General features: G+C 69.7%; 17 protein-coding genes. 11 read left to right on the top strand and 6 right to left on the bottom strand.

Annotation, left to right across the window (positions count from 1 at the left end; translation table 11 throughout):
* The first annotated feature begins 266 nt into the window (after nt 1–266).
* Nucleotides 267–1,034: an IclR family transcriptional regulator gene (locus ACZ32T_RS14575; RefSeq protein ID WP_467271625.1), complete on the top strand. Its 768-nt coding sequence runs from the start codon at nt 267–269 to the stop codon at nt 1,032–1,034.
* 101 nt (nt 1,035–1,135) lie between these two features.
* Nucleotides 1,136–1,573, top strand: a complete 438-nt coding sequence (locus ACZ32T_RS14570; RefSeq protein ID WP_073750747.1) for an SsgA family sporulation/cell division regulator — start codon at nt 1,136–1,138, stop codon at nt 1,571–1,573.
* 65 nt (nt 1,574–1,638) lie between these two features.
* On the opposite strand, the gene ACZ32T_RS14565 is transcribed toward ACZ32T_RS14570, so the two are convergent.
* The gene (locus tag ACZ32T_RS14565; protein ID WP_467367115.1) at nt 1,639–2,994 is read right to left on the bottom strand and encodes a YibE/F family protein; all 1,356 of its coding nucleotides are present in this window, start codon (nt 2,992–2,994) and stop codon (nt 1,639–1,641) included.
* A gap of 197 nt (nt 2,995–3,191) precedes the next feature.
* Between ACZ32T_RS14565 and thiC the strand changes: the two genes are divergently transcribed.
* Both thiC and ACZ32T_RS14555 read left to right on the top strand, forming a co-directional pair.
* Complete coding sequence (gene thiC / locus ACZ32T_RS14560) at nt 3,192–5,006, top strand: phosphomethylpyrimidine synthase ThiC (protein WP_467271621.1); 1,815 nt, start codon at nt 3,192–3,194, stop codon at nt 5,004–5,006.
* Nucleotides 5,007–5,479: 473 nt separating this feature from the next.
* The gene (locus ACZ32T_RS14555; RefSeq protein WP_467271620.1) at nt 5,480–5,836 is read left to right on the top strand and encodes a DUF805 domain-containing protein; all 357 of its coding nucleotides are present in this window, start codon (nt 5,480–5,482) and stop codon (nt 5,834–5,836) included.
* An 80-nt stretch (nt 5,837–5,916) separates the two neighbouring features.
* On the opposite strand, the gene ACZ32T_RS14550 is transcribed toward ACZ32T_RS14555, so the two are convergent.
* The 3 genes from ACZ32T_RS14550 to ACZ32T_RS14540 form a co-directional block, all read right to left on the bottom strand.
* The gene (locus tag ACZ32T_RS14550; RefSeq protein WP_467271618.1) at nt 5,917–6,741 is read right to left on the bottom strand and encodes a hypothetical protein; all 825 of its coding nucleotides are present in this window, start codon (nt 6,739–6,741) and stop codon (nt 5,917–5,919) included.
* A 182-nt stretch (nt 6,742–6,923) separates the two neighbouring features.
* Complete coding sequence (locus ACZ32T_RS14545; RefSeq protein ID WP_467271617.1) at nt 6,924–7,982, bottom strand: metallophosphoesterase; 1,059 nt, start codon at nt 7,980–7,982, stop codon at nt 6,924–6,926.
* Between the two features lie 174 nt (nt 7,983–8,156).
* Complete coding sequence (locus tag ACZ32T_RS14540; protein WP_467271615.1) at nt 8,157–9,269, bottom strand: LacI family DNA-binding transcriptional regulator; 1,113 nt, start codon at nt 9,267–9,269, stop codon at nt 8,157–8,159.
* Nucleotides 9,270–9,671: 402 nt separating this feature from the next.
* Between ACZ32T_RS14540 and hisC the strand changes: the two genes are divergently transcribed.
* From hisC to ACZ32T_RS14515, 5 genes are all read left to right on the top strand, one after another.
* The gene (hisC, locus tag ACZ32T_RS14535; RefSeq protein WP_467271613.1) at nt 9,672–10,751 is read left to right on the top strand and encodes a histidinol-phosphate transaminase; all 1,080 of its coding nucleotides are present in this window, start codon (nt 9,672–9,674) and stop codon (nt 10,749–10,751) included.
* A 295-nt stretch (nt 10,752–11,046) separates the two neighbouring features.
* Nucleotides 11,047–12,555: a cytochrome ubiquinol oxidase subunit I gene (locus ACZ32T_RS14530; RefSeq protein ID WP_467271611.1), complete on the top strand. Its 1,509-nt coding sequence runs from the start codon at nt 11,047–11,049 to the stop codon at nt 12,553–12,555.
* 19 nt (nt 12,556–12,574) lie between these two features.
* Entirely contained in the window at nt 12,575–13,576 is a 1,002-nt protein-coding gene (cydB, locus tag ACZ32T_RS14525; protein WP_467367113.1) for a cytochrome d ubiquinol oxidase subunit II, read from the top strand.
* A gap of 39 nt (nt 13,577–13,615) precedes the next feature.
* Entirely contained in the window at nt 13,616–17,167 is a 3,552-nt protein-coding gene (gene cydD / locus ACZ32T_RS14520) for a thiol reductant ABC exporter subunit CydD (protein ID WP_467367111.1), read from the top strand.
* A gap of 261 nt (nt 17,168–17,428) precedes the next feature.
* Entirely contained in the window at nt 17,429–19,135 is a 1,707-nt protein-coding gene (locus tag ACZ32T_RS14515) for a sensor histidine kinase (RefSeq protein ID WP_467367109.1), read from the top strand.
* 56 nt (nt 19,136–19,191) lie between these two features.
* Here the strand turns inward: ACZ32T_RS14515 and ACZ32T_RS14510 are convergent, their stop codons facing one another.
* Nucleotides 19,192–20,034, bottom strand: coding sequence for a Cof-type HAD-IIB family hydrolase (locus tag ACZ32T_RS14510; protein WP_467271604.1), 843 nt, complete (start codon nt 20,032–20,034; stop codon nt 19,192–19,194).
* Nucleotides 20,035–20,240: 206 nt separating this feature from the next.
* On the opposite strand from ACZ32T_RS14510, the gene ACZ32T_RS14505 reads away from it, so the two are divergent.
* Together ACZ32T_RS14505 and ACZ32T_RS14500 are read left to right on the top strand one after the other, a co-directional pair.
* Nucleotides 20,241–21,143 carry an LLM class flavin-dependent oxidoreductase gene (locus ACZ32T_RS14505; RefSeq protein WP_467367107.1) on the top strand — a complete coding sequence of 301 codons (903 nt, stop codon included), beginning with the start codon at nt 20,241–20,243 and terminating at the stop codon, nt 21,141–21,143.
* 163 nt (nt 21,144–21,306) lie between these two features.
* Nucleotides 21,307–21,597 (top strand): hypothetical protein, encoded by a 291-nt coding sequence (locus ACZ32T_RS14500; RefSeq protein ID WP_467271600.1) that lies wholly within the window; start codon nt 21,307–21,309, stop codon nt 21,595–21,597.
* 6 nt (nt 21,598–21,603) lie between these two features.
* Here the strand turns inward: ACZ32T_RS14500 and ACZ32T_RS14495 are convergent, their stop codons facing one another.
* Entirely contained in the window at nt 21,604–22,146 is a 543-nt protein-coding gene (locus ACZ32T_RS14495; RefSeq protein ID WP_467271598.1) for an RNA 2'-phosphotransferase, read from the bottom strand.
* Between the last annotated feature and the right edge of the window lie 235 nt (nt 22,147–22,381).

Here is a 22,381-nt window from a genome sequence, read left to right as displayed (position 1 = left end):
ACACGGGGTTCCGGCGTCACAGTGACGGGTCGTGGGATCCGACGATTAGCCCAGCTGAGCTAAGTCACGGTCGAAACCTCACTCGTGACTGAACGTACGGATACAGTGGCGTACCGCTGCCGCCAGCTGGGAAATGACGGACCGTCACCATCCTGCCCAGTGGTTTGTGCGACCGTCCGGTCTCCGGACCCCAGGCTCGCGGCGGGCCCGTGGGGGCGGCCCCCGCGGGTGGGCCGCGAGCCCGTCACCATGCCTGGGGGTGACCTGTGACCACGGCATCGAGTACCGCTGTCCCGACGTTGATCGGTTCGGTTCAGCGGGCGTTGAGACTTATGGAGGCTGTGGGCACCCACCGGGACGGGGCGCCGGCCAAGCAGCTCGCCCGGGAGGCCGGGCTTCCCCTTCCGACCGCCTACCACCTGCTGCGGACCCTGACCCATGAGGGGTATCTCCGCAGGGAGAACGGCGTCTTCCTTTTCGGAGCCGCGGCCGAGCGGCTGGGGGGAGGCCCCGCGACGCCGCGCCCCGGGGTGATCGTCGAGTCGCTCGCCCACTGGGCGGATGTCATCGGCGCCCCCGTGTACTGCGCCCTGTACAAGGATGGCGAGATCGAGATGGTCGCCGTGGCGGATACTCCGGCCGTCCCCGCGGTGCACGAGTGGGCCTCGTTCCGCGAGACGGGCCATGCCCATGCCCTCGGGCAGTGTCTCCTCGGGCAGCTCGACGAGCGTGCGCGCGAGGACCATCTGGACCGCCACCCGGTCCGGCCGCTGACGCGTTACTCCGTAAGGGACCGTCAGGCGTTGCTGAGCCGGCTCAGATCGATGAAACGTACGGAACCTGTTGTCGAACGGCAGGAGTACGCCCTGGGGACTGTCTGCGCGGCCATTCCGATCACTGTCGGTAGCGCCCTGGCGGCCATGGCCGTTTCTCTCCCCCTGCACCAAGAAGAACGGTTGCTCCCCGCAGTCGAACAACTACGCTGCGAAGTGACCACTCTCTTGCGCTCGTTCGTGTTCTCTATCAGTATCTGAAAAATCACTCCTTGTGATCTGCTATCGCGTGCACCACGATGGCGTCAATAGGGCCATGGGGGATCATTCCTGGCCAGTTTCATCTACTGCGGGGTTGAACGATGCGCGAGTCGGTTCAAGCAGAGGTCATGATGAGCTTCCTCGTCTCCGAGGAGCTCTCCTTCCGTATTCCGGTGGAGCTCCGGTACGAGGTCAGTGATCCGTATGCGATCCGGATGACCTTCCACCTGCCAGGTGACGCCCCCGTCACCTGGGCATTCGGCCGTGAGCTGCTGCTCGACGGTCTCAACAGCCCCAGTGGTGACGGCGATGTGCACATCGGCCCGACCGAGCCCGAAGGACTGTCGGATGTACACATCCGCCTTCAGGTCGGCGCGGACCGTGCGCTCTTCAGGGCCGGCACGGCACCTCTTGTGGCATTTCTCGACCGGACGGACAAGCTGGTGCCGTTGGGGCAGGAGCACACGCTGGGTGACTTCGACGGCAATCTGGAAGAGGCGCTGGGCCGCATTCTCGCCAAGGAACAGAACGCCGGCTGAAGTAGGAAGACCCGGCTGACCACCGGTCACCGGTGGCCCCGGGTCCATGCGTCCGGTATCCCGGCTCACGCCTTGCGGCGTCGTCCCCTCCCGGTCCGTGCGGGTGCAGGAGCTCCGGCTTCCGCGCCGAGCCCCGTGCGGTCCGCGGAGACCACCAGGGCCGCGAGCGCGGTCGTCACCGGCACCGAGGCGACCAGTCCGATCGAGCCGATCAGCGTGCGGACGATCTCCGCGGCGACCAGCTCGCTGTTGGCCACCGTGCCCACGCTGCTCTCTGCGATCGAGAACAGCAACAGCAGGGGAAGCGCCGCGCCCGCGTAGGCGAGTACGAGCGTGTTGACGACCGAGGCGATGTGGTCGCGCCCGATCCGGATGCCCGCCCTGTAGAGCCGGCGTACGCCCATGGTCGGGTCCGCCTGGTGCAACTCCCAGACCGCCGATGTCTGGGTCACGGTCACGTCGTCGAGCACACCGAGCGAGCCGATGATCACACCGGCGAGCAGCAGGCCGCTCATGTCGATGTCCGGGTACAGCCCATGGATCAGGCCGGTGTTGTCATCGGTGTTCCCGGACAGGCTCGCCCAGCCGATGAAGAGCGAGCCGAGCAGCCCGATCAGCAGCAGCGAGATCAGCGTGCCGATGACGGCCACGGAGGTGCGGGCCGTCAGCCCGTGACAGGTGTAGAGGGCGATCAGCATGATGGCGCTGGCCCCGATCACCGCGACGACCAGGGGATTCGAGCCCTGCAGGATCGCCGGGAGGATGAACAGGGTCAGTACGGCGAACGACACGGCGAGTGCGATCAGGGCCATCAAGCCGCGCAGCCTGCCCACCGCGACCACCACGAGGGCGAAGATCCCGGCGAGCAGCGCCATCGGGAACGAGCGGTCGATGTCGGTCACCGAGTACTGCAGGTCCCGGGGTGCGTCGGGTGCGTACGCGACGACCACCCCCTGGCCCTCGCGCAGTTGCCGGGGCGCGTCGGGCTGGACGACCTCGACGAACGTACGGCCCTTGTCCTTGCCGGTGGTCACCTCGACCGTGGCCTTCTTGCACTCCCCCGACTGCTCGTTGACGGCTTCGCGTCCCGACGGGGTGGAGGTGTCTCCGGTCGGCGGCACCTGCGAGGCGTTGACGTCCGCACAGTCGACCCGCACGACCTTGGTGACCTGCCCGTCCTGGGTCTGGCGGTCGAAGCCGACCCCCGTGCGCTCATGGGCGGGTGCCCCGCCGGGCCAGAAGGCCACGAGGCCGACCAGGACCGCCGTGGCGAAGGGGATCAGTACGGCTGCGATGACCTTGCGCAGGTGTTTGGACACGGGTGCGGCAGGACCGTGGCTGTGGGTGTGGCCGTGCGCATGACTCTGTGTGCTGCCTGATGCGGGGCCGTGGGGCTCGGGGGCGCTTCCGGTGGACGTCACCCCGCGATCATCCCAAGAACCACGGAGGCCCTCTGGCCAGCACGCCAGAACGGAGGTTAGCGTGGAGGCACATTTGTACACGCGGGAGCTCGGAGCACCGGGCTGAGAGGGCGCTGACCTCCGTACATCCGTACGGGACACGCTGCGCCGACCGCCGAACCTGTTACCGGGTAATGCCGGCGTAGGGAGTAGGTCTCATGACCACAGCGGACGCACGCACGCCTGCCTCGAATCAGAACGCCCCGCATGCGGAGGGCGAAGAGGCCGGGAAGTCCATCGGCTGGCACAAGGGGTACGTCCAGGGCTCACGCCCGGATCTCCGGGTGCCGGTCCGTCAGGTGCACCTCACCAACGGCAAGGACGTGACGCTGTACGACACGTCCGGGCCGTACACCGACCCCACCACCGACACCGACGTACGCCGGGGGCTCGCCCCGCTCCGGGAGAACTGGATCATCGCCCGGGGGGACACCGAGGAGTACACGGGACGACCCGCGCGTCCCGAGGACGACGGGCTGAGGCACACCTCGCCGAGGGGCGGTCTGCGCAACCTGGACGCGGTCTTCCCGGGCCGCCCGCGCCAGCCGCGCCGCAGCCGCGACGGACGGCCCGTCACGCAGCTCGCGTACGCCCGCCGGGGCGAGATCACCCCGGAGATGGAGTACGTCGCGATCCGGGAGAACGTCGGACCCGAGGTGGTGCGCGAGGAGATCGCGGCGGGCCGGGCGGTCCTCCCGGCCAACGTCAACCACCCGGAGACCGAGCCGATGATCATCGGCAAGCGCTTCCTGGTGAAGGTCAACGCGAACATCGGCAACTCCGCCGTCACCTCCTCGATCGAGGAGGAGGTGGACAAGATGACGTGGGCCACCAAGTGGGGCGCCGACACGGTCATGGACCTCTCCACCGGCCGCAACATCCACACCACCCGCGAATGGGTGCTGCGCAACTCCCCCGTACCGATCGGCACCGTTCCGCTCTACCAGGCTCTGGAGAAGGTCGACGGCCGTGCCGAGGAGCTGACCTGGGAGATCTACAAGGACACCGTCATCGAGCAGGCCGAGCAGGGCGTGGACTACATGACGGTGCACGCCGGAGTGCGCCTGCCGTACGTCCCGCTGACGGCCCGTCGCAAGACCGGGATCGTCTCGCGCGGCGGGTCCATCATGGCCGCCTGGTGCCTGGCGCACCACAAGGAGTCCTTCCTCTACGAGCACTTCGAGGAGCTCTGCGAGATCCTCGCGGCGTACGACGTGACGTACTCGCTCGGTGACGGGCTGCGTCCCGGCTCCATCGCCGACGCCAATGACGAGGCCCAGTTCGCCGAACTCAGGACGCTCGGCGAGCTGAACACCGTCGCCAAGCGGTTCGGCGTACAGACCATGATCGAGGGTCCGGGGCATGTCCCGATGCACAAGATCAAGGAGAACATCGACCTCCAGCAGGAGATCTGCGAGGAGGCGCCCTTCTACACGCTGGGTCCCCTCACCACGGACGTCGCACCGGCGTACGACCACATCACCTCGGGCATCGGCGCCGCGATGATCGCCTGGTGGGGGACGGCGATGCTCTGTTACGTCACGCCCAAGGAGCACCTGGGGCTCCCCAACCGTGACGACGTGAAGACCGGGGTCATCACGTACAAGATCGCCGCTCATGCGGCGGACCTGGCCAAGGGGCACCCCGGCGCACAGGAGTGGGACGACGCGCTGTCGGACGCCCGGTTCGAGTTCCGCTGGGAGGATCAGTTCAACCTGGCGCTCGACCCCGACACCGCGCGGGAGTTCCACGACGAGACGCTGCCGGCCGAGCCGGCGAAGACGGCCCACTTCTGCTCGATGTGCGGCCCCAAGTTCTGTTCGATGAAGATCTCCCACGACATCCGGCGCGAGCACGGTGACGAGCAGGCCGCGATCGAAGCGGGGATGGCGGAGAAGTCCAGGGAGTTCGCGGCGAGCGGCAACCGCGTGTACCTGCCTCTGGCGGAGACGGGCGGCAGGCCGGCCGGCTGACGCGGCCGGATCAGCGGCGGGGGCGGCCGGCTGATCCGGCCGCCTCGGCGGTGGAGGGCTCGTCAGGCCACCAGTCCGGGCCGGTCCGCCTCCGCGGAGCCCACCGCGAACGGCTGGTCACCGTCGTCCGTCACCAGGCGGACGCCGCTCTCCGTCACGCTGTCACCCGGCGGGATCATCCGTGCGATCCGGTGTAACGCTGGGCGGCAGCGACCGTCTGTCTGATCATCAGATTGCGTCGATAGGGCATGAAGAGTGCCCACAATGGCTGGTTCAAGCCGTTCGGCACCGTCCTGTCGCGCCTTCGAGGAACTTTCGGCGTCAGTATGGACACAGCCGTGCTGCAGGTCGATGTAAGTTTCCGCGGCCGCCCGAATGCTGTTGACCGTTTCCTTATCTGTGCTTTACCTTCCGCTGTGCTTGGCCGAAATTGGTGTGCGTCCCGAACGGGGGCGCCAGGGGAGGGAAGCACAGTGAACTGGTACCTGGCTGTACTCAAGAACTACGCGGGCTTCGGCGGGAGGGCGCGCCGCAAGGAGTACTGGATGTTCGTACTCTTCAACTTCATCGTCGCGGTCGTCCTGAGCGCGCTCGGCTTGGCCATCGACTCGCAGATTCCTTACATCATCTACCTGCTGGCCGTGATCATCCCGACGATAGCCGTCGTGGTGCGCCGCCTGCACGACACAGGCCGCTCCGGCTGGTGGATCCTGATCTCGTTCGTCCCGCTCGTGGGCGGCATCATCCTGCTCGTCTTCATGTGCACCGAGGGCGCGCGCGAGGTCAACGAGTACGGCCCGAACCCGAAGCTGGCCCCGCAGGGGATCTGAGTTCCTCACCGGGTGTGATGTCCGCAGAGGCCGGCACGGCAGCGAGCCGTTCCGGCCTCTGCCGTGCCGGCCCCGCCGGATCACTCCGGCTGGTGCTCCGGGCCGCCGTAGTCCGGGCTGGTGAAGTCGGGGCTGGTGAACGTGGGGCGGGGGCCGGCCGAGGGGCCGCCCTCCGGTCCGGAGAAGTCGGGCCTGCTGTAGCCGATCTTCGGGATCCGGTTGGGCGAGCGGTGAGGCGTGCGCGAGGCGGGCCCTGCGGTCGGATCGGCCAGCGCGTCACGGAGGAAGGGCAGGATCCCGCGTTCCAGCAGAGCGTGGCGCCATGCCTCCCGGGCTCGCGCCACGTCCTCCGGCAGCTCCTCCTCCTCGTCCATGGCCGGCAGCGCGGTGGCGCCGTTGCGCAGGGCGGTGACGAGGAGGCCGACCGCGGCGACGAGGATGGCGGCGGCGGCGACGGCGGCGAAGAACCACCCGGCGGCGACCATGGTTCCGGCGAAGGACGGGGCCGGGCTGAGCGCCTTCAGGGGGTAGCCGACGGCCAGGAATATCAGCGCGGCCGTACCCGCGAGGACCGGTGCCAGCACGGCGATCACCGCGAGGGTGCCGGCGCCCGTGGGATCGGATTCCTCCGTGTCGGCGCCCAGGGCGGACGCGTGGGTGTCCGGGGCCCCGGGGCCGCGCAGCTCACCGCGTACCTTCACGTAGTGGTCGTACTCGGTGGCCGCCGCCGCGGTGATCAGCGGCGTGGCGTTGAGCGCCATGGTCCGCAGCTGTTCGGTGTTGAGACGGTCGCCGATTCCGTCGAGATCCGGCCGTTCGTGAGCATGACGCAGCGCGTCGGCAAGGATCCGCTCGTACTCGGGGCGGTCCTCGGCCAGCAGGTGCGGAGCGCTTTTCATGTGCATCCCCCGATGCTCCGTAGGGCCTGACCGACCGTACGGGCCGGACGATCGGGCGGAAACGGAGGAGAGCCTGCGACTGGTACGCCCGATGGTAGAGCGCCTACGGCACGGGGTGACAGGGTGTTTCCGGAAATTGGCCCAGCTGCTGACGGTGTCGGGTCGTCATGCGTCTTCCCCGGCGACCGTCAGTCATGCAGAGGGAGTTGGACGACCAACAGCTTTCCGGCCATGGTCACCCCGCCGTCCATGGCGATGGCGAGCCCTTCCGCGTAGACGTGCGGACCGTCCACCATGGGCCGTGCCACGTCCTCGCCGTCCTCCGCCCCGACCTCTCCGAGGAGATACGGAATGGGGCTGTGACCGTGGACGACGCGCTGCCCGCCGTACGTCGACATCAGTTCGCGAACGGCCTCGGCACCGCCCTCGTCGCGGAAGGCGAACCGCTTGGTGAGCTTGCGGAAGAGGTCCCAGCACTCATCGGCGTCGTTCCGCGTGAGAATGGCGTGCACCGTGTCGTTGACGTCCTCGATGGTGGACCCGTAGTCGAGGTAGGCGGTCGTGTCGGAGTGCATCAGCAGATGCCCGTCCTCCTCGACCACCGCGTCGAGCCGGGACATCCACTGGAGGTGGACGTCCTGGAGCCGTTCCATGTCCGTCTTCTGGCCGCCGTTGAGCAGCCAGGCGGCCTGGAAGGTCGCCGTCCCGGCACCGGAGTGCACGGGAGTGTCGCCGAACCTCTTGGCACCGAGCAGCAGCAGTTCGTGGTTGCCCATGAGCGCTTTGCAGTACCCGCCGGCAGCCGCTGCCTCCGCGGAGAGACGCATGACGAGATCGATGACGCCGATGCCGTCCGGACCGCGGTCGGTGAAGTCGCCGAGGAACCAGAGCCTGGCGTTACCCGCCGCCCACCGGCCGTCGGCGTCGACGAGGCCCTGTTCCCGCAGCGCGGCCAGGAGCTCGTCCAAGTAGCCGTGCACGTCGCCGACGGCATACAGCGGGCCGCGGCCGGAGTCGGCGGCGGGCCGGGCCTCCGGAACGGTCTCCACCTGAACGGTGTCGCCGCGGTTGATCACGGGAAGATCGCGCTCGGTGGGGGTGTACCCCTCCGGCGGTTCGTCGCCCACCACGGCGTTGCCGGGGTGCGGCAAGGGCGCGGGCACGGGCACCTGCGCATACGGCGGTACGCGGAAGTCACGCAACGTCGCTGTCCGCACCACGGGTTCCTGACCGGCCCCCTGAGTCATCGACCCCTCCACCACCGTCGCGCCTCCGTACACCTGACGGGCCCTGCCTGGTAGAGGTGGTCCGCGGTGTCGTGCGCCCATCATAGGAATGCGGATCGTGCTGTGTGACGCACCAGGGGTGTCGAATCCGTGCGAGCATCCGATTCACCGGCCGTTTGGTCCGGATTAATCCGTTCAGTCCCCGGCGGGTGATCGCGGAGGGCTGACGGTGGTGCGTGGCGGACGCCGTTGCGAGGACGTCCGGACGATGAGCTCCGTCGGTATCACCTGCTCCACCGGGCCGTCGTGTTCGACTCCTTCGATGGCGTCGATGAGGAGCTGGACGACGGCCGTGCCGATTCTGCGGGGCTTCAGCGAGAGCGTGGTGATGGGGGGCTCGGTGGACGCGTACACCGTGGATTCGCTGCAGCAGACCAGCAGGAGGTCCTCGGGGACCCGCAGGCCGTAGCGGCGCGCGGCGGCCAGCAGATCGGTGCCGTTGGGGTCGAAGAGCCCGTAGACGGCGTCGGGGCGGTCGGGGCGGGCGAGGAGGCGGTCCGCGGCGACGGCGCCGGCGCAGGGATCGTGGGCCGGGTAGGACTCGTAGACCGGGTCCTGGCCGACCCGCTCGCACCAGTGCAGATAGGCGGTGGTGGAGAGCCGGGTGTACGTGTCGGTGGTGGTGCCGGTCAGCAGTCCGATGCGGCGGGCTCCCGCTGCCGCGAGGTGGTCCAGGAGGTCGAGGACGGCCGCCCGGTGGTCGTTGTCCACCCAGGCGGTGACCGGGAGCGTGCCCGCCGGGCGCCCGTCGGAGACGACGGGAAGCCCCTGGCGGACGAGTTCGGTGACCACCGGGTCCTGGTCGGAGGGGTCGATGACGACCGTGCCGTCGAGCGCGACGTTCGACCACACGTCGTGGCGCGAGGTGGCGGGGAGGATCACGAGGGCGTAGCCACGGGCGAGCGCGGCCGAGGTGGCGGCTCTCGCCATCTCCGCGAAGTAGGCGAATTCGGTGAAGGTGAAAGGTTCATCCCCGTACGTGGTCACGGTCAGGCCGATGAGCCCCGACTTGCCGGTACGGAGGGTTCGGGCAGCCGCTGACGGGCGGTAGCCCAGCCGTTCGGCGACCTCGCGGACATGGCTGCGGGTGGCATCCGGGAGCCTGCCCTTGCCGTTGAGCGCGTCGGACACGGTCGTGATGGAGACGCCGGCCGCGGCGGCTACATCCCGGATCCCCGCCCGTCCTGGCCGGCCGCTGCGCCGGGGCGTCTCTGTCCGGCTCACCTGGTGCTTCCCTGCTGCTGTCATGGCGAGCCGATAGTAGGGGGCCGGAGCCAGGTCAGGCCGGTCGCATATGCAGACGTTGGCAGGCACGTTTTTGCATGATCATTTAGAGGTAAATGCCTTGCAAAACAAGGGCGTTGAGGCCTTCGGTATCGATGTGTCGCGCATCGCTGTGCAGGAACCTGCTGAATGGTCCAGGTCTCGAAGAGGTCTCAACTCACCTGTTCGAGGGATGCGCGCCACGGAGTGAGCGACCGGCGTGCGGCGGAATGTGCGACGCTCCCCCCTCCCGGTGCCCGCCGGGGCGGTGCGGGACGGACGATTCCCGTCCGGGGCGACGATTTCGGAGCCGGCCATTCGCACAGGTGCCCAATCCTCATAAGGTGAGCAGTATTGATGTGTACGGACGGTCGAGGAGGACCTGCGGTGAGCGAGACGAGTCCGAAACTGCGCGCCGAGCTGGACGGTGTCCCTGCGTATGTGCCGGGCAAGCGGGCGTCCGCGGAGGGGCCGGTTGCCTTCAAGCTGTCCTCCAACGAGAACCCGTACCCCCCGCTGCCCGGTGTGATGGAGTCGGTGCTCGCCGCGGCCGCCGGCTTCAACAGGTATCCGGACCTGGCCTGCACCGGCCTGATGAACGAGCTGTCCGACAGGTTCGGTGTGCCTGTCTCCCACCTGGCCACCGGCACGGGCTCGGTCGGTGTCGCCCAGCAGCTGCTCCAGGCCACTTCGGGGCCGGGGGACGAGGTCATCTACGCCTGGCGGTCGTTCGAGGCCTACCCGATCATCACGCAGGTCAGCGGCGCGACGTCGGTCAAGGTGCCGCTGACCGAGGGTGAGGTGCACGATCTCGACGCCATGGCGGACGCGGTCACCGACCGCACGCGGATGATCTTCGTCTGCAATCCGAACAACCCGACGGGCACGGTGGTGCGCCGGGCGGAGCTGGAGCGGTTCCTCGACCGCGTCCCGGACGACGTCCTGGTCGTGCTCGACGAGGCGTACAAGGAGTTCATCCGCGACGCCGACGTGCCGGACGGGATCGAGATCTACCGGGACCGGCCCAATGTCGCGGTGCTCCGCACCTTCTCCAAGGCCTACGGCCTCGCCGGTCTGCGGGTCGGCTTCGCGGTGGCGCACGAGCCCGTGGCGGCGGCGCTGCGCAAGACGGCCGTTCCGTTCGGTGTCAGCCAGGTCGCCCAGGACGCCGCGGTCGCCTCGCTGCGCGCCGAGGACGAGCTGCTGGGCAGGGTCGGATCGCTGGTCGGCGAGCGGGCCCGGGTGTACGAGGGGCTGGTGCGGCAGGGCTGGACCGTTCCGGAGTCGCAGGCCAACTTCGTCTGGCTGCGGCTCGGGGACCGGACGGTCGAGTTCGCGGGGGTCTGCGAGCGGGCCGGTGTGGTCGTGCGGCCGTTCGCCGGCGAAGGCGTGCGGGTCACGATCGGGGAGGCCGAGGCCAACGACGTGTTCCTGAAGGTGGCGGAGTCCTTCGGCCGGGAGCGGTAGCGGCGCGGCTGCCACCCGCGTCCCCGGTGGCCCCGGACCTCGATCACCGAGGTCCGGGGCCCCCGTGTTTCCCGGGCCGGAAACCGCCGGTGCTCGGTCCGGGGGGGTGTGTCCGGTTCCGGGTGGTCCGGACCGGTCGGCCGGAAACCACCCCCACCCGACAGCTTCGAATGCACGTGCGCCATAATTGCTTGTGAATGTGAACGCGTTCACAAGCGCGTCCCGTTTCCTCCCATGATCGGGTGGTTCAACGGGCAGCCTGCGGCGTGATCGCGGCGACGTAAGGAGAAGAGTCGTGGACCTGGCTCTGGCACCAGAGACCCTGGCGCGCTGGCAGTTCGGCATCACCACCGTCTACCACTTCCTGTTCGTTCCCCTGACGATCTCTCTCGCCGCGCTCACCGCCGGCCTGCAGACCGCCTGGGTGCGCACGGACAACGAGAAGTACCTCAGGGCCACCAAGTTCTGGGGCAAGCTTTTCCTGATCAACATCGCCATGGGCGTGGTCACGGGCATCGTCCAGGAGTTCCAGTTCGGCATGAACTGGTCGGACTACTCGCGGTTCGTCGGCGACGTCTTCGGCGCTCCCCTCGCCTTCGAGGCGCTGATCGCGTTCTTCTTCGAGTCCACCTTCATCGGGCTGTGGATCTTCGGCTGGGACAAGCTGCCGAAGAAGATCCACCTCGCCTGTATATGGATGGTGTCCATCGGCACGATCCTCTCGACCTTCTTCATCCTGGCCGCCAACTCCTGGATGCAGCACCCGGTCGGCTACCGGATCAACGAGGAGCGCGGGCGCGCCGAGCTCACGGACTTCTGGCACGTGCTCACCCAGAACACGGCGCTGGCACAGTTCTTCCACACGATCACCGCCGCGTTCCTCGTGGGCGGCGCCTTCATGGTCGGTATCGCCGCCTTCCACCTGGTGCGCAAGAGGCACATCCGTGTGATGCGGACCTCGTTGCGACTCGGACTGGTCACCGTGGTGGTCGCCGGCCTGCTCACCGCCGTCAGCGGTGACCTCCTCGGCAAGGTGATGTTCAAGCAGCAGCCCATGAAGATGGCCGCGGCCGAGGCGCTGTGGGAGGGCGAGGAGGGCGCACCCTTCTCGCTCTTCGCGGTCGGCGACGTCGCCGAGGGGCACAACACGGTCGAGGTCTCGATCCCGGGCGTGCTGTCCTTCCTCGCGGACGACACCTTCACCTCGTACATCCCCGGCATCAACGACATCAACAAGGCGGAGCAGGAGAAGTACGGCCCGGGCGACTACCGGCCCAACATCCCGGTCGCCTTCTGGAGCTTCCGCTGGATGATCGGCTTCGGCATGGCCTCCTTCAGCCTCGGGATCCTGGGGCTATGGCTGACGCGGAAGAAGTTCATGCTGCCGGAGGCGATGCGGACCGGTGAGGACGACGTACCGAATCTGGTCCTCTTCAGGAACAAGGCGCTGAGCCCGAAGCTCGCCAGGCTGTACTGGATCACGGCCCTCTGGACCATGCTCTTCCCCCTGATCGCCAACTCCTGGGGCTGGATCTTCACCGAGATGGGGCGCCAGCCCTGGGTGGTGTACGGCGTGTTCCAGACCCGCGACGCGGTCTCCCCAGGGGTCTCGCAGGGGGAGATCCTCACCTCCATGATCGGGTTCACCGCGCTCTACGCGGTGCTCGCCGTCATCGAGGTGAAGCTCCTCCTGAAGTACGTCAAGGCCGGACCGCCCGAGCTCACCGAGGCCGACCTCAACCCGCCCACCCGGATCGGCGGCCACGACCAGGACGCCGACCGGCCGATGGCCTTCTCCTACTGAGATCAAGCGGAGCTGAGAGATGGAACTCCACGACGTCTGGTTCGTGCTCATCGCCGTCCTGTGGACCGGCTACTTCTTCCTGGAAGGGTTCGACTTCGGTATCGGCGTCCTCACCAAGCTGCTGGCCCGGGACCGCAAGGAGCGTCGGGTCCTGATCAACACGATCGGGCCGGTCTGGGACGGGAACGAGGTGTGGCTGCTCAGCGCGGGCGGCGCGACCTTCGCGGCTTTCCCCGAGTGGTACGCCACCCTGTTCTCCGGTTTCTACCTCCCCCTGCTGCTCATCCTGCTCTGCCTGATCGTGCGCGGGGTGGCCTTCGAGTACCGGGCCAAGCGGCCCGAGGAGCGGTGGCAGACCAACTGGGAGCACGCGATCTTCTGGACCTCGCTGATCCCGGCCGTTCTCTGGGGCGTGGCCTTCGGGAACATCGTCCGAGGCGTGAAGATCGACGCCGACATGGAGTACGTCGGCAACCTCTGGGACCTGCTCAATCCGTACGCCGTTCTCGGCGGGCTGGTCACGTTGTTCCTCTTCACCTTCCACGGCGCGGTGTTCGCCGCGCTCAAGACCGTCGGGGACATCAGGGAGCGGGCACGGGGGCTCGCCTTCAAGCTGGGGTCGGCCACCGCGCTGCTCGCGCTGGGCTTCCTCGCGTGGACGCAGGCGGACAACGGCAACGGCTGGAGCCTGGCGGCGATGATCACCGCCGTCGTGTCGCTGGTCGTGGCCATCGGCGCCATCGCGGCGGGACGCGAGGGCTGGTCATTCGCGTTCTCCGGGGTGACCATCACGGCGGCGGTCGCCATGCTCTTCCTGACGCTCTTCCCGAACGTGATGCCGTCCTCGCTGAACGACGCCTGGAACCTGACGGTCTCCAACGCCTCCTCCAGCCCGTACACCCTCAAGATCATGACCTGGTGTGCCGGTATCGCCACTCCGGTGGTGCTGCTGTACCAGGGCTGGACGTACTGGGTGTTCCGCAAGCGCATCGGCACGCACCACATCGCCGACGCGCACTGAACGAGCGAACGACATGAGCTCACTGGGGAGCTGTTTCACGTGAAACCGATCGACCCGCGTCTGCTCCGGTACGCCCGGGCCACCCGGTTCTTCCTGGCCGCCGTGGTGGCACTGGGCCTGGTCGGAGCCGCCCTGGTCATCGCCCAGGCGATGCTCGTCGCGGAAGTGGTGGTGGGCGGATTCGAGGACGGGCTGACCGTCACCGGGCTCCGCACGCCGCTGCTTCTCCTCGCCGCCGTCGCTCTGGGGCGGGCGTTCGTGGCCTGGCTGACCGAACTGGCCGCGTACCGGGCGAGTTCGGCGGTCAAGTCCGAGCTGCGCGGCCGGCTCATGGAGCGGGCCTCCGGTCTGGGGCCGGACTGGCTGGGCGGGCAGCGCACCGGGTCGCTGATCGCCCTGGCCACCCGGGGCGTCGACGCTCTGGACGACTACTTCTCGCGCTATCTGCCGCAGCTCGGCCTCGCGGTCGTCGTCCCGGTGGCCGTGCTGGCGCGGATCGTCACCGAGGACTGGGTCTCGGCGGCGATCATCGTGGTGACGCTGCCTCTGATCCCGCTCTTCATGGTGTTGATCGGATGGGCCACGCAGTCCCGCATGGACCGTCAGTGGAGGCTGCTGTCACGGCTCTCCGGGCACTTTCTCGACGTGGTGGCCGGGCTGCCGACGCTGAAGGTCTTCGGCCGGGCCAAGGCGCAGGCCGAATCGATCCGCAGCATCACCTCGGAGTACCGCCGGGCCACGCTGAAGACGCTCCGGATCGCCTTTCTCTCCTCCTTCGCCCTGGAGTTGCTGGCGACCCTCTCCGTGGCGCTGGTCGCGGTGACGATCGGCATGCGGCTGGTCCACGGAGAGCTCGACCTCTACACGGGGCTGGTGGTTCTCATCCTGGCGCCGGAGGCTTATCTGCCGATCCGCCAGGTCGGTGCCCAGTACCACGCGGCCGCGGAAGGGCTCTCGGCCGCCGAGGAGATCTTCGCCGTGCTGGAGACCGAGCCCCCGGCCGGTGGCAGCCAGGACGTGCCCCCGTCCCTGCGGCTGGAGCTGGAGGGGGTGACCGTCCGGCACGAGGGCCGCGCCGAGCCCTCTCCGGACGCCGCCTCCCTCGTGGTCGAGCAGGGGGAGACCGTCGCGCTGGTCGGCCCCAGCGGAGTGGGCAAGTCCACGCTCCTCAGCTTGGTGCTGGGATTCACCGCGCCCGACGAGGGGCGGGTCCGGGTCGGGGGTGTCGATCTTGCCGCCCTCTCCCCCGAACGCTGGCGCGAGCAGATCGCCTGGGTGCCTCAGCACCCTCACCTCTTTGCCGGGACGATCGCGGAGAACGTACGCCTCGCCCGGCCGGACGCGGACGACGCGGCGGTCATGGACGCGCTGCGGGCGGCGGGCGCGTACGACTTCGTGGCCGCGCTGCCGGCCGGGGCGGGGACGGCCCTGGGCGAGGACGGCGCGGGGCTCTCGGCGGGGCAGCGTCAGCGGCTCGCGCTGGCCCGGGCCTTCCTCGCCGACCGGCCTCTGCTGCTGCTCGACGAGCCGACGGCGAGCCTGGACGGTGAGACGGAGGCGGGCATAGTCGACGCGGTGCGGAGGCTGGCAGCGGGGCGCACGGTGCTGCTGGTCGTGCACCGGCCGGCTCTGCTCACGGTCGCGGACCGGGTGGTGACGCTGGAACCGGGGAAGTCCGGAGCGGAGCCGGGGGCTTCCGGTACGGACGCCACACGCGGGCCCGATGAGGCCGAGCGCACTCCGGGAGGACCGGACGGCGGCGGGCGCCCGGGCGCGGCGGAGCCGGTGCTGCTCAGGGACACCGCGCCCCGGGCCGGGGGCCGAGTGCTGGCGCGGGTGCGGGAGGCCGCGGGTTCCCAGCACGGGAAGCTGGGTCTCGCACTGCTGCTGGGCAGCCTCGCCGTGGGGTCGTCGGTCGGGCTCATGGCCGTCTCGGGATGGCTGATCTCGCGCGCCTCCGAGCAGCCCCCGGTGCTGTATCTGATGGTCGCGGTGACCGCGACGCGGGCCTTCGGCATGGGCCGGGCCGTCTTCCGCTACGCGGAGCGGCTGGTGTCCCACGACGCCGTGCTCAGGATGCTCGCCGAGCTCAGGGTCGCGGTGTACCGCGGGCTCGAGCGCATCGCGCCGGCCGGTCTCCGGACCACGCGGCGGGGCGACCTGCTGTCCCGGCTGGTCTCCGACGTGGACGAGTTGCAGGACTACTGGCTGCGCTGGCTGCTGCCCGCGGCGACCGCGCTGCTGGTCGGGACCGGGGCTGTCGCCTTCACCGGCTGGCTGCTGCCGGAGGCGGGGGCCGTGCTGGCGGCGGGGCTGCTCCTCGCGGGCGTGGGCGTCCCGTGGCTGAGTGGCGCGTGCGCGCGGCGGGCCGAGCGCCGGCTCGCCCCCGCCCGGGCCACGCTGGCCGTCCGGATCGCCGATCTCCTCGGTGGGACCGCCGAGCTGGCCGTCGCGGGCGCGCTGCCCGCCCGTAGGGAGCAGGTGCGTGCGGCGGACGGCGTCCTGGCGCGGATCGCCGCACGCGCGGCGGCCGCCACCGCGCTGGGCGGGGGGCTCTCCGCCCTGATCTGCGGACTCACCGTGGTGGGCGCGGCGATCGTCGCGCTGCCCGCCGTGTCGGACGGACGGCTGGCCGGGGTGGAACTGGCCGTGGTCGTCCTCACGCCCCTGGCGGCGTTCGAGGCCGTGACGGGACTGCCGCTCGCTGTGCAGTACCGCCAGCGGGTCGAGCGGAGTGCGGAGCGGGTCTACGAGGTGCTGGACGCTCCCGTCCCAGTGGAGGAGCCGGCGGACCCCGTCGAGCCCCCCGCCTCGCCCTTCCCGCTCGACGTACGAGGACTGTCGGCCCGGTACGACGGCGCGGAGCGCGACGCGCTGCACTCCGTCGACCTCACGCTCCACCCCGGCAAGCGGGTCGCCGTCGTGGGCCAGTCCGGTTCGGGGAAGACCACGCTCGCCCAAGTGCTGCTCCGCTTCCTGGACGCCCGGGAGGGGACGTACCGCCTCGGTGGCGTCGAGGCGTCCGCGCTGGACGGCGACACGGTCCGGACCTTCGTCGGGCTGTGCGCCCAGGATGCCCATGTGTTCGACAGTTCCATCCGCGAGAACCTGCGGCTCGCCCGCACCGACGCGACGGACGACCGGCTGCGGGAGGCTCTTGCCGCGGCGAGGCTGCTGGAGTGGGCCCGCTCACTGCCCGAGGGCCTCGACACGCTGGTGGGTGAGCACGGGGCCCGGCTCTCGGGGGGTCAGCGCCAGCGGCTGGCACTGGCCCGCGCGCTCCTCGCCGACTTCCCCGTGCTCGTGCTCGACGAACCCGCCGAGCACCTGGACCTGGCGACGGCGGACGCCCTCACCGCTGATCTGCTGGCTGCCACCGAAGGGCGTACGACCGTGCTGATCACTCATCGGCTGGCCGGGCTCGACGCGGTGGACGAGGTCCTGGTGCTGGACGGGGGCCGAGTGGTGCAGCAGGGGCCGTACGCCGTTCTGGCCGCGCAGGACGGACCGCTGCGCCGGATGCTCGATCGGGAACGGGAGCCGGTGCGTACGGAGCCGGAGCGCGGGCGGCCGCTTCCGGTACGGGTCTGAGGGCGGCCGGCGGTGCGGGCACGGGCCTGAGTGGTTCCCGTACGGGCCTGAGTGGCTCCAGCAGGGGCCTGAGTGGTTCCCGTGCGGGCCTGAGTGGCTCCAGCAGGGGCCTGAGTGGTTCCCGTACGGGCCTGAGTGGCTCCAGCAGGGGCCTGAGTGGTTCCCGTACGGGCCTGAGTGGCTCCAGCAGGGGCCTGAGCGTGGCCGAGCGGGCTCAGGTTCCGACTTTCCGGACCATTCGATGCTCATTAGGCTCGAGCCATGGCCGAGCAGGATCCGAACGCCCCGCCGGGAGCCGCGCAGCGGAACTCCGGCAGCCTGCGCGGGCTCTCCGCGGAGCTGACCGCTCGGGTTCCGCGACTGCTGGAGGCGACGAGGTCCGTCGGCACCGGCCTGGAGCTCCACTCCACACTGGAGCGCATCTGCGAGACCGCGGCGGAACTGGCCCATGCCCGCTACGCCGCCATCGGCGTCGTCGAGAGGCCGGGGGAAAGTCTCTGCGACTTCATCACCCATGGAGTGCCGGAGGAGGTCGCCCGGGCGATCGGACGGCCGCCCGACGGGCACACGGGTCTGCTGGGCGCACTGATCGAGGAGGGCGTGCCGATCCGGCTGGAAGACCTGGAGGCGGATCCCCGCTTCGCCGGGTTCCCGGCCGCGCACCCGAGGATGCGTACGTTCCTCGGGGTCCCGATCCGGGTCCAGGGCAAGATCTTCGGCAACCTCTACGTGATGGAGAAGCGGGGCGGGGAGGCGTTCGGCGACGACGAACTGCACATGCTGCGCGTGCTGGCCACGGAGGCCGGGATCGCCATCGGCCACGCGCGGACGTACGACGCCGCACGACAGCGTGAACAGTGGATCGACGGCTCGGTGGCCGTCACCACCGCCCTGCTCTCGGCCGGGGACGCCGACGAGGCACTCGCTGTCGTCGCCGAACAGGCGCGTCGCCTCGCCGACGCCGCGGCCGGCATCGTGCTGCTTCCGGCCGCGGAGGGAGGGCTGGAGATCGTCGCCGTCGCCGGGGACAAGCCGTCGGCTTCCCTCGGGGTGATCATCCCGCCGGAGAGTCCCGTGGTGGCGGCACTCCTGCGGGGCGAGGAGGTGTTCCTGGACGATTCGGCGACCGACCCCCGGATGATGACCGGCCTGGCGGACCGGTTCGGCCCGCACATGCTGCTCCCCCTGCGCAGCGGTGGGCGGGTGCTCGGGGCGCTCTCCATCCCACGGGCCCGGGGCGGCCGGCCCTTCACCCGTGCGGAGCGGACGCTGGCCACCCACTTCGCGGCCCAGGCCGCGCTGGCTCTGAAGCTGTCCGAAGCCCAGCGGGACCGCGAGAGGCTCGCCGTCTACGAGGACCGGGACAGGATCGCCCGGGACCTCCATGACCTGGTCATCCAGCGCCTGTTCGCCACCGGGATCATGCTTGAGGGTGCTCAGCGGCGCTCGCCGGTGCCTGCGGTGCAGGCCGGGATCGGGCGGGCCGTGGACGAACTGGATGTCACCATCCAGGAGATCCGTACGGCCATCTTCGCTCTGCAGCAGGAACCGGCCGAGGCGCCGTCGGGGCTGCGGACCCGTGTCCTGCGGGAGATCAACATGGCTGCCGTGCCGCTGGGCTTCATGCCCGCGCACCGTTTCGTGGGCCCGGTCGACTCACTGGTGGGGGAGCTCGCCGGCAAGAACCTCATCGCGGCTCTGCGGGAGGCGCTGTCCAACACCTTCCGCCATGCGCGGGCCTCGCGCGTCGAGGTGAGGGTGGACGCGACGGCGGCGCTGCCGGACGGGCGGGACGCGGTACGGCTGACGGTCGCCGACGACGGGGTGGGCATCCCGGAGGGCGGCCGGCGCAGTGGCCTGCGCAACCTCGCACGGCGTGCCGAGTCGCTGGGCGGCGCGAGCTGGTTCGGCCCGGGTGCCGGGGAGGGCGACAGCGGCACGACGGTCACCTGGCAGGTCCCGCTCTGACATCCGTCCCGGCCGTCCCGGCCGTCCCGGCCGTCCCGGCCGTCCCGGCCGGCGGCTCAGCGAGCGGCGAGGATCCGCTCGATGACGACCGCGACGCCGTCCTCGTCGTTCGTGAGCGTCACACCGGACGCGGCGGCCACGGCGGCCGGGTGGGCGTTGCCCATGGCGAACGAGGCGCCGGCCCAGCTCAGCATCTCCACGTCGTTGGGCATGTCCCCGAACGCGACCACCTCGGCGGCAGCGATACCCCGCTCCGCGCAGCAGGCGGCGAGCGTGGCGGCCTTGGAGACACCGAGGCCGCTGATCTCCAGCAGCGCGGTGGGGCTGGACCGGGTCAACGACGCATGCTCCCCCGCCAGTTCACGGGCCAGCGCGAGGAAGGCGTCCGGGGCCATCTCGGGGTGGTGGGCGAGGATCTTGAGGACCGGCGTACCGGTGCCCGGAGCCTCCTCGTGGAGCAGTTTCTCCGCGACCGCGACCGTGGCACCCGGGTCCAGGTGGAACGGGGGATAGGCGGGTTCGTAGTGGATGCCGGTGGTCAGTTCGACGGCGAACGAGACCCCCGGGGCGGCCTCGCGCAGGATCTCGACCACGGTCAGGGCGACCGCGCGCTCCAGCGGGTAGACCCTGATCAGCTCTCCCTCGTGGAGATCGGCGACAGCGGCTCCGTTCGCGCAGATGGCCATGCCGTGGGCCTGCACGTAAGGGCTGACGACGTCCATCCAGCGAGCGGGCCTCCCGGTGACGAAGAAGACCTCGATCCCGGCCTCTGCGGCGGCTGCCAGGGCGGCGGTCGTACGGTCCGACAACGTCTTGTCGTCGCGTAGGAGAGTGCCGTCCAGATCGGTGGCGATCAGCCGGGTCACGGCAGGCAGAGGCGAGTCGGTAGCTGAGGTCACCCGCCCATTCTCCCGTACGGAGTCGCACGGGCGTGCAGAGGGGCGCACATCTGAGTGTGCGAGTCCTTGAGCTGCAGAACATGGCAACGGCATATGCCATCGGCTCGTCGTGAGAATCCGGGCCGTGGAGGGGCGGGAGGGTCTCCCCGGAGGGACGCCTCCCGTACCTCCGGGGAGGCCCTCCCGGCCGACGTAGGGTCGGGGGCATGAGCCTGCGCCTGAGCACCGTGATCCTGCCCGTCGACCGCTGGCACGAGGGAGGCCGCGCCAAGTGGCGGAAGGCTGAGGAGCTCGGCTTCCACGCGGCCTACACCTATGACCATCTGTCGTGGCGCACCTTCCGCGACGGACCGTGGTTCGGGGCCCTGCCCACCCTCACCGCGGCGGCCACGGCGACCGAGCGGCTGCGTCTGGGCACCCTCGTCACATCACCGAACTTCAGGCATCCGGTGACGCTGGCCAAGGAGCTGATCTCGCTCGACGACATCTCGGGCGGCCGGATCACGCTCGGCATCGGGGCAGGAGGCAACGGCTTCGACGCGACCGCCCTGGGGCAGGAGCCGTGGACGCCGAAGGAGCGTGCGGACCGGTTCGGGGAGTTCGTCCCGCTGCTCGACCGGCTGCTCACCGAGGACGCGGTGAGCGAGCGGGGCACGCACTACTCCGCCGAGGAGGCGCGTAACCTCCCGGGCTGTGTCCAGCGCCCCCGACTGCCCTTCGCCGTCGCCGCAACCGGCCCGCGCGGCTTGAGGCTTGCCGCGCGGTACGGGCAGGCGTGGGTGACCACGGGGGACCCGAAGCTGTACGAGGAGGGCACTCCGGAGCAGTCGGTGGAGGCCGTACGCGGCCAGATCGACAAGCTCGGCGCAGCATGTGCCGACGCCGGCAGGGATGTGGCCGAGCTGGACAAGGTGCTGCTCACCGGGTTCACCCCGGACCGTGGCCGGCCCCTGGAATCTGTCGGCGCCTTCGTCGACTTCGCCGGTCGCCACCAGGAGCTGGGCTTCACCGAGATCGTGCTCCACTGGCCGATCCCGGACTCGGACTTCGCCGCGGACTTCGACGTATTCGAGACGATCGCCACCGAGGGCCTGGGGCAGTTGGCCTGATCGGCCCGGAGCCGGACGGTGCCGGGGAGGAACACTGTCCCGGGCGGGTGGCAGTGGTTGCCGGGCTGCCGGGTGGGGGCGACGCTGGAGAGGAATCCGCAGTCGGCCTGCCCGCGCGTGTGCCACGGCACCGGGTGCGGTCCGCCGGAAGGACTGAGTCGTCATGAGGATGCTGCTCACCGCGCAGATGGACACCGAGACCGCGAACCGCTCGGTGGCCGACGGAACCATGCCGAAAATCATCGAGGAGGTCGTCGAGCAGCTCAGGCCCGAAGCGGCGTACTTCACCATCCAGAACGGTCAGCGCACCTGCCTGATCGTCTTCGACATGCAGGACTCCGCCCAGATGCCGCCGCTCATGGAGCCCTTGTTCAGCGCGGGTTCCAAGGTCGCGCTGCAGCCCGTCATGAATCTCGGTGATCTGCGTGCGGGCCTGGGCGGCATGGAACGCTGACCCGCTTCATCCACGCAGGCGCAGGTAGGCCGGCGGTACGGAGTCGGTGAGCCAGACCCCGTTGGCGCTGACGTGGAAGAGGTGACCCGCGCGGTACATGACGCCGGCGTCCACCGTGAGGACGACCGGGGTGCCGCGCCGGGCGCCGACACGGACCGCCGTCTCGCGGTCGGGCGACAGATGGACGTGGTGGCGGTTCATGGGCCGGAGTCCCTCGGCGCGGATCGTGCCGAGCACCCGTGCAACGGTGCCGTGATAGAGGTACGCCGGCGGTTCGGCCGGAGGCAGGCCGAGATCGACCGGGACGGAGTGGCCCTGATTCGCGCGGATGCGGTCGCCCTCCACGGTGAACCGCCGCTTGTCATTGACTGCCACGACGTGATCGAGGTCGTCGCGGGTGAGGGGGAATCCGTGATCGGCACAGGCCGGCAGCAGCTCGTCCACGGCCACCCAGCCGTTGGGATCGAGGCTGATCCCGATCCGGTCCGGCTCATGCCGCAGGTGCTTCGAGAGGTACTTGGACACCTTGACGGTGCGTCGTTCGTCCATGCCGACAGAGTGCCCGCGCCATCTCCTCGGGCGCACGTCGATTTCTCCCGGCGTTCGCAGCACCCATGGGCGCAACCAGGTTTGATCCACAGCCAACACCGGTTATCCACAGGGTCTTTGGCGCTTCTGTGGACAAATGCCGGACGTTATAAGCGCTTTGGTCAACTAAGTTGTCACCGGCGCCCTTTGGTAGCATTCGAGTGTTCGGTGCTCGACAAGTGAAGTGCAGAAAGCC

This window comes from Streptomyces sp. NPDC023573 (assembly GCF_055559735.1).
Note: the sequence above shows the minus strand (reverse complement) of the source record. Positions and strands in the feature narration are given on the sequence as shown.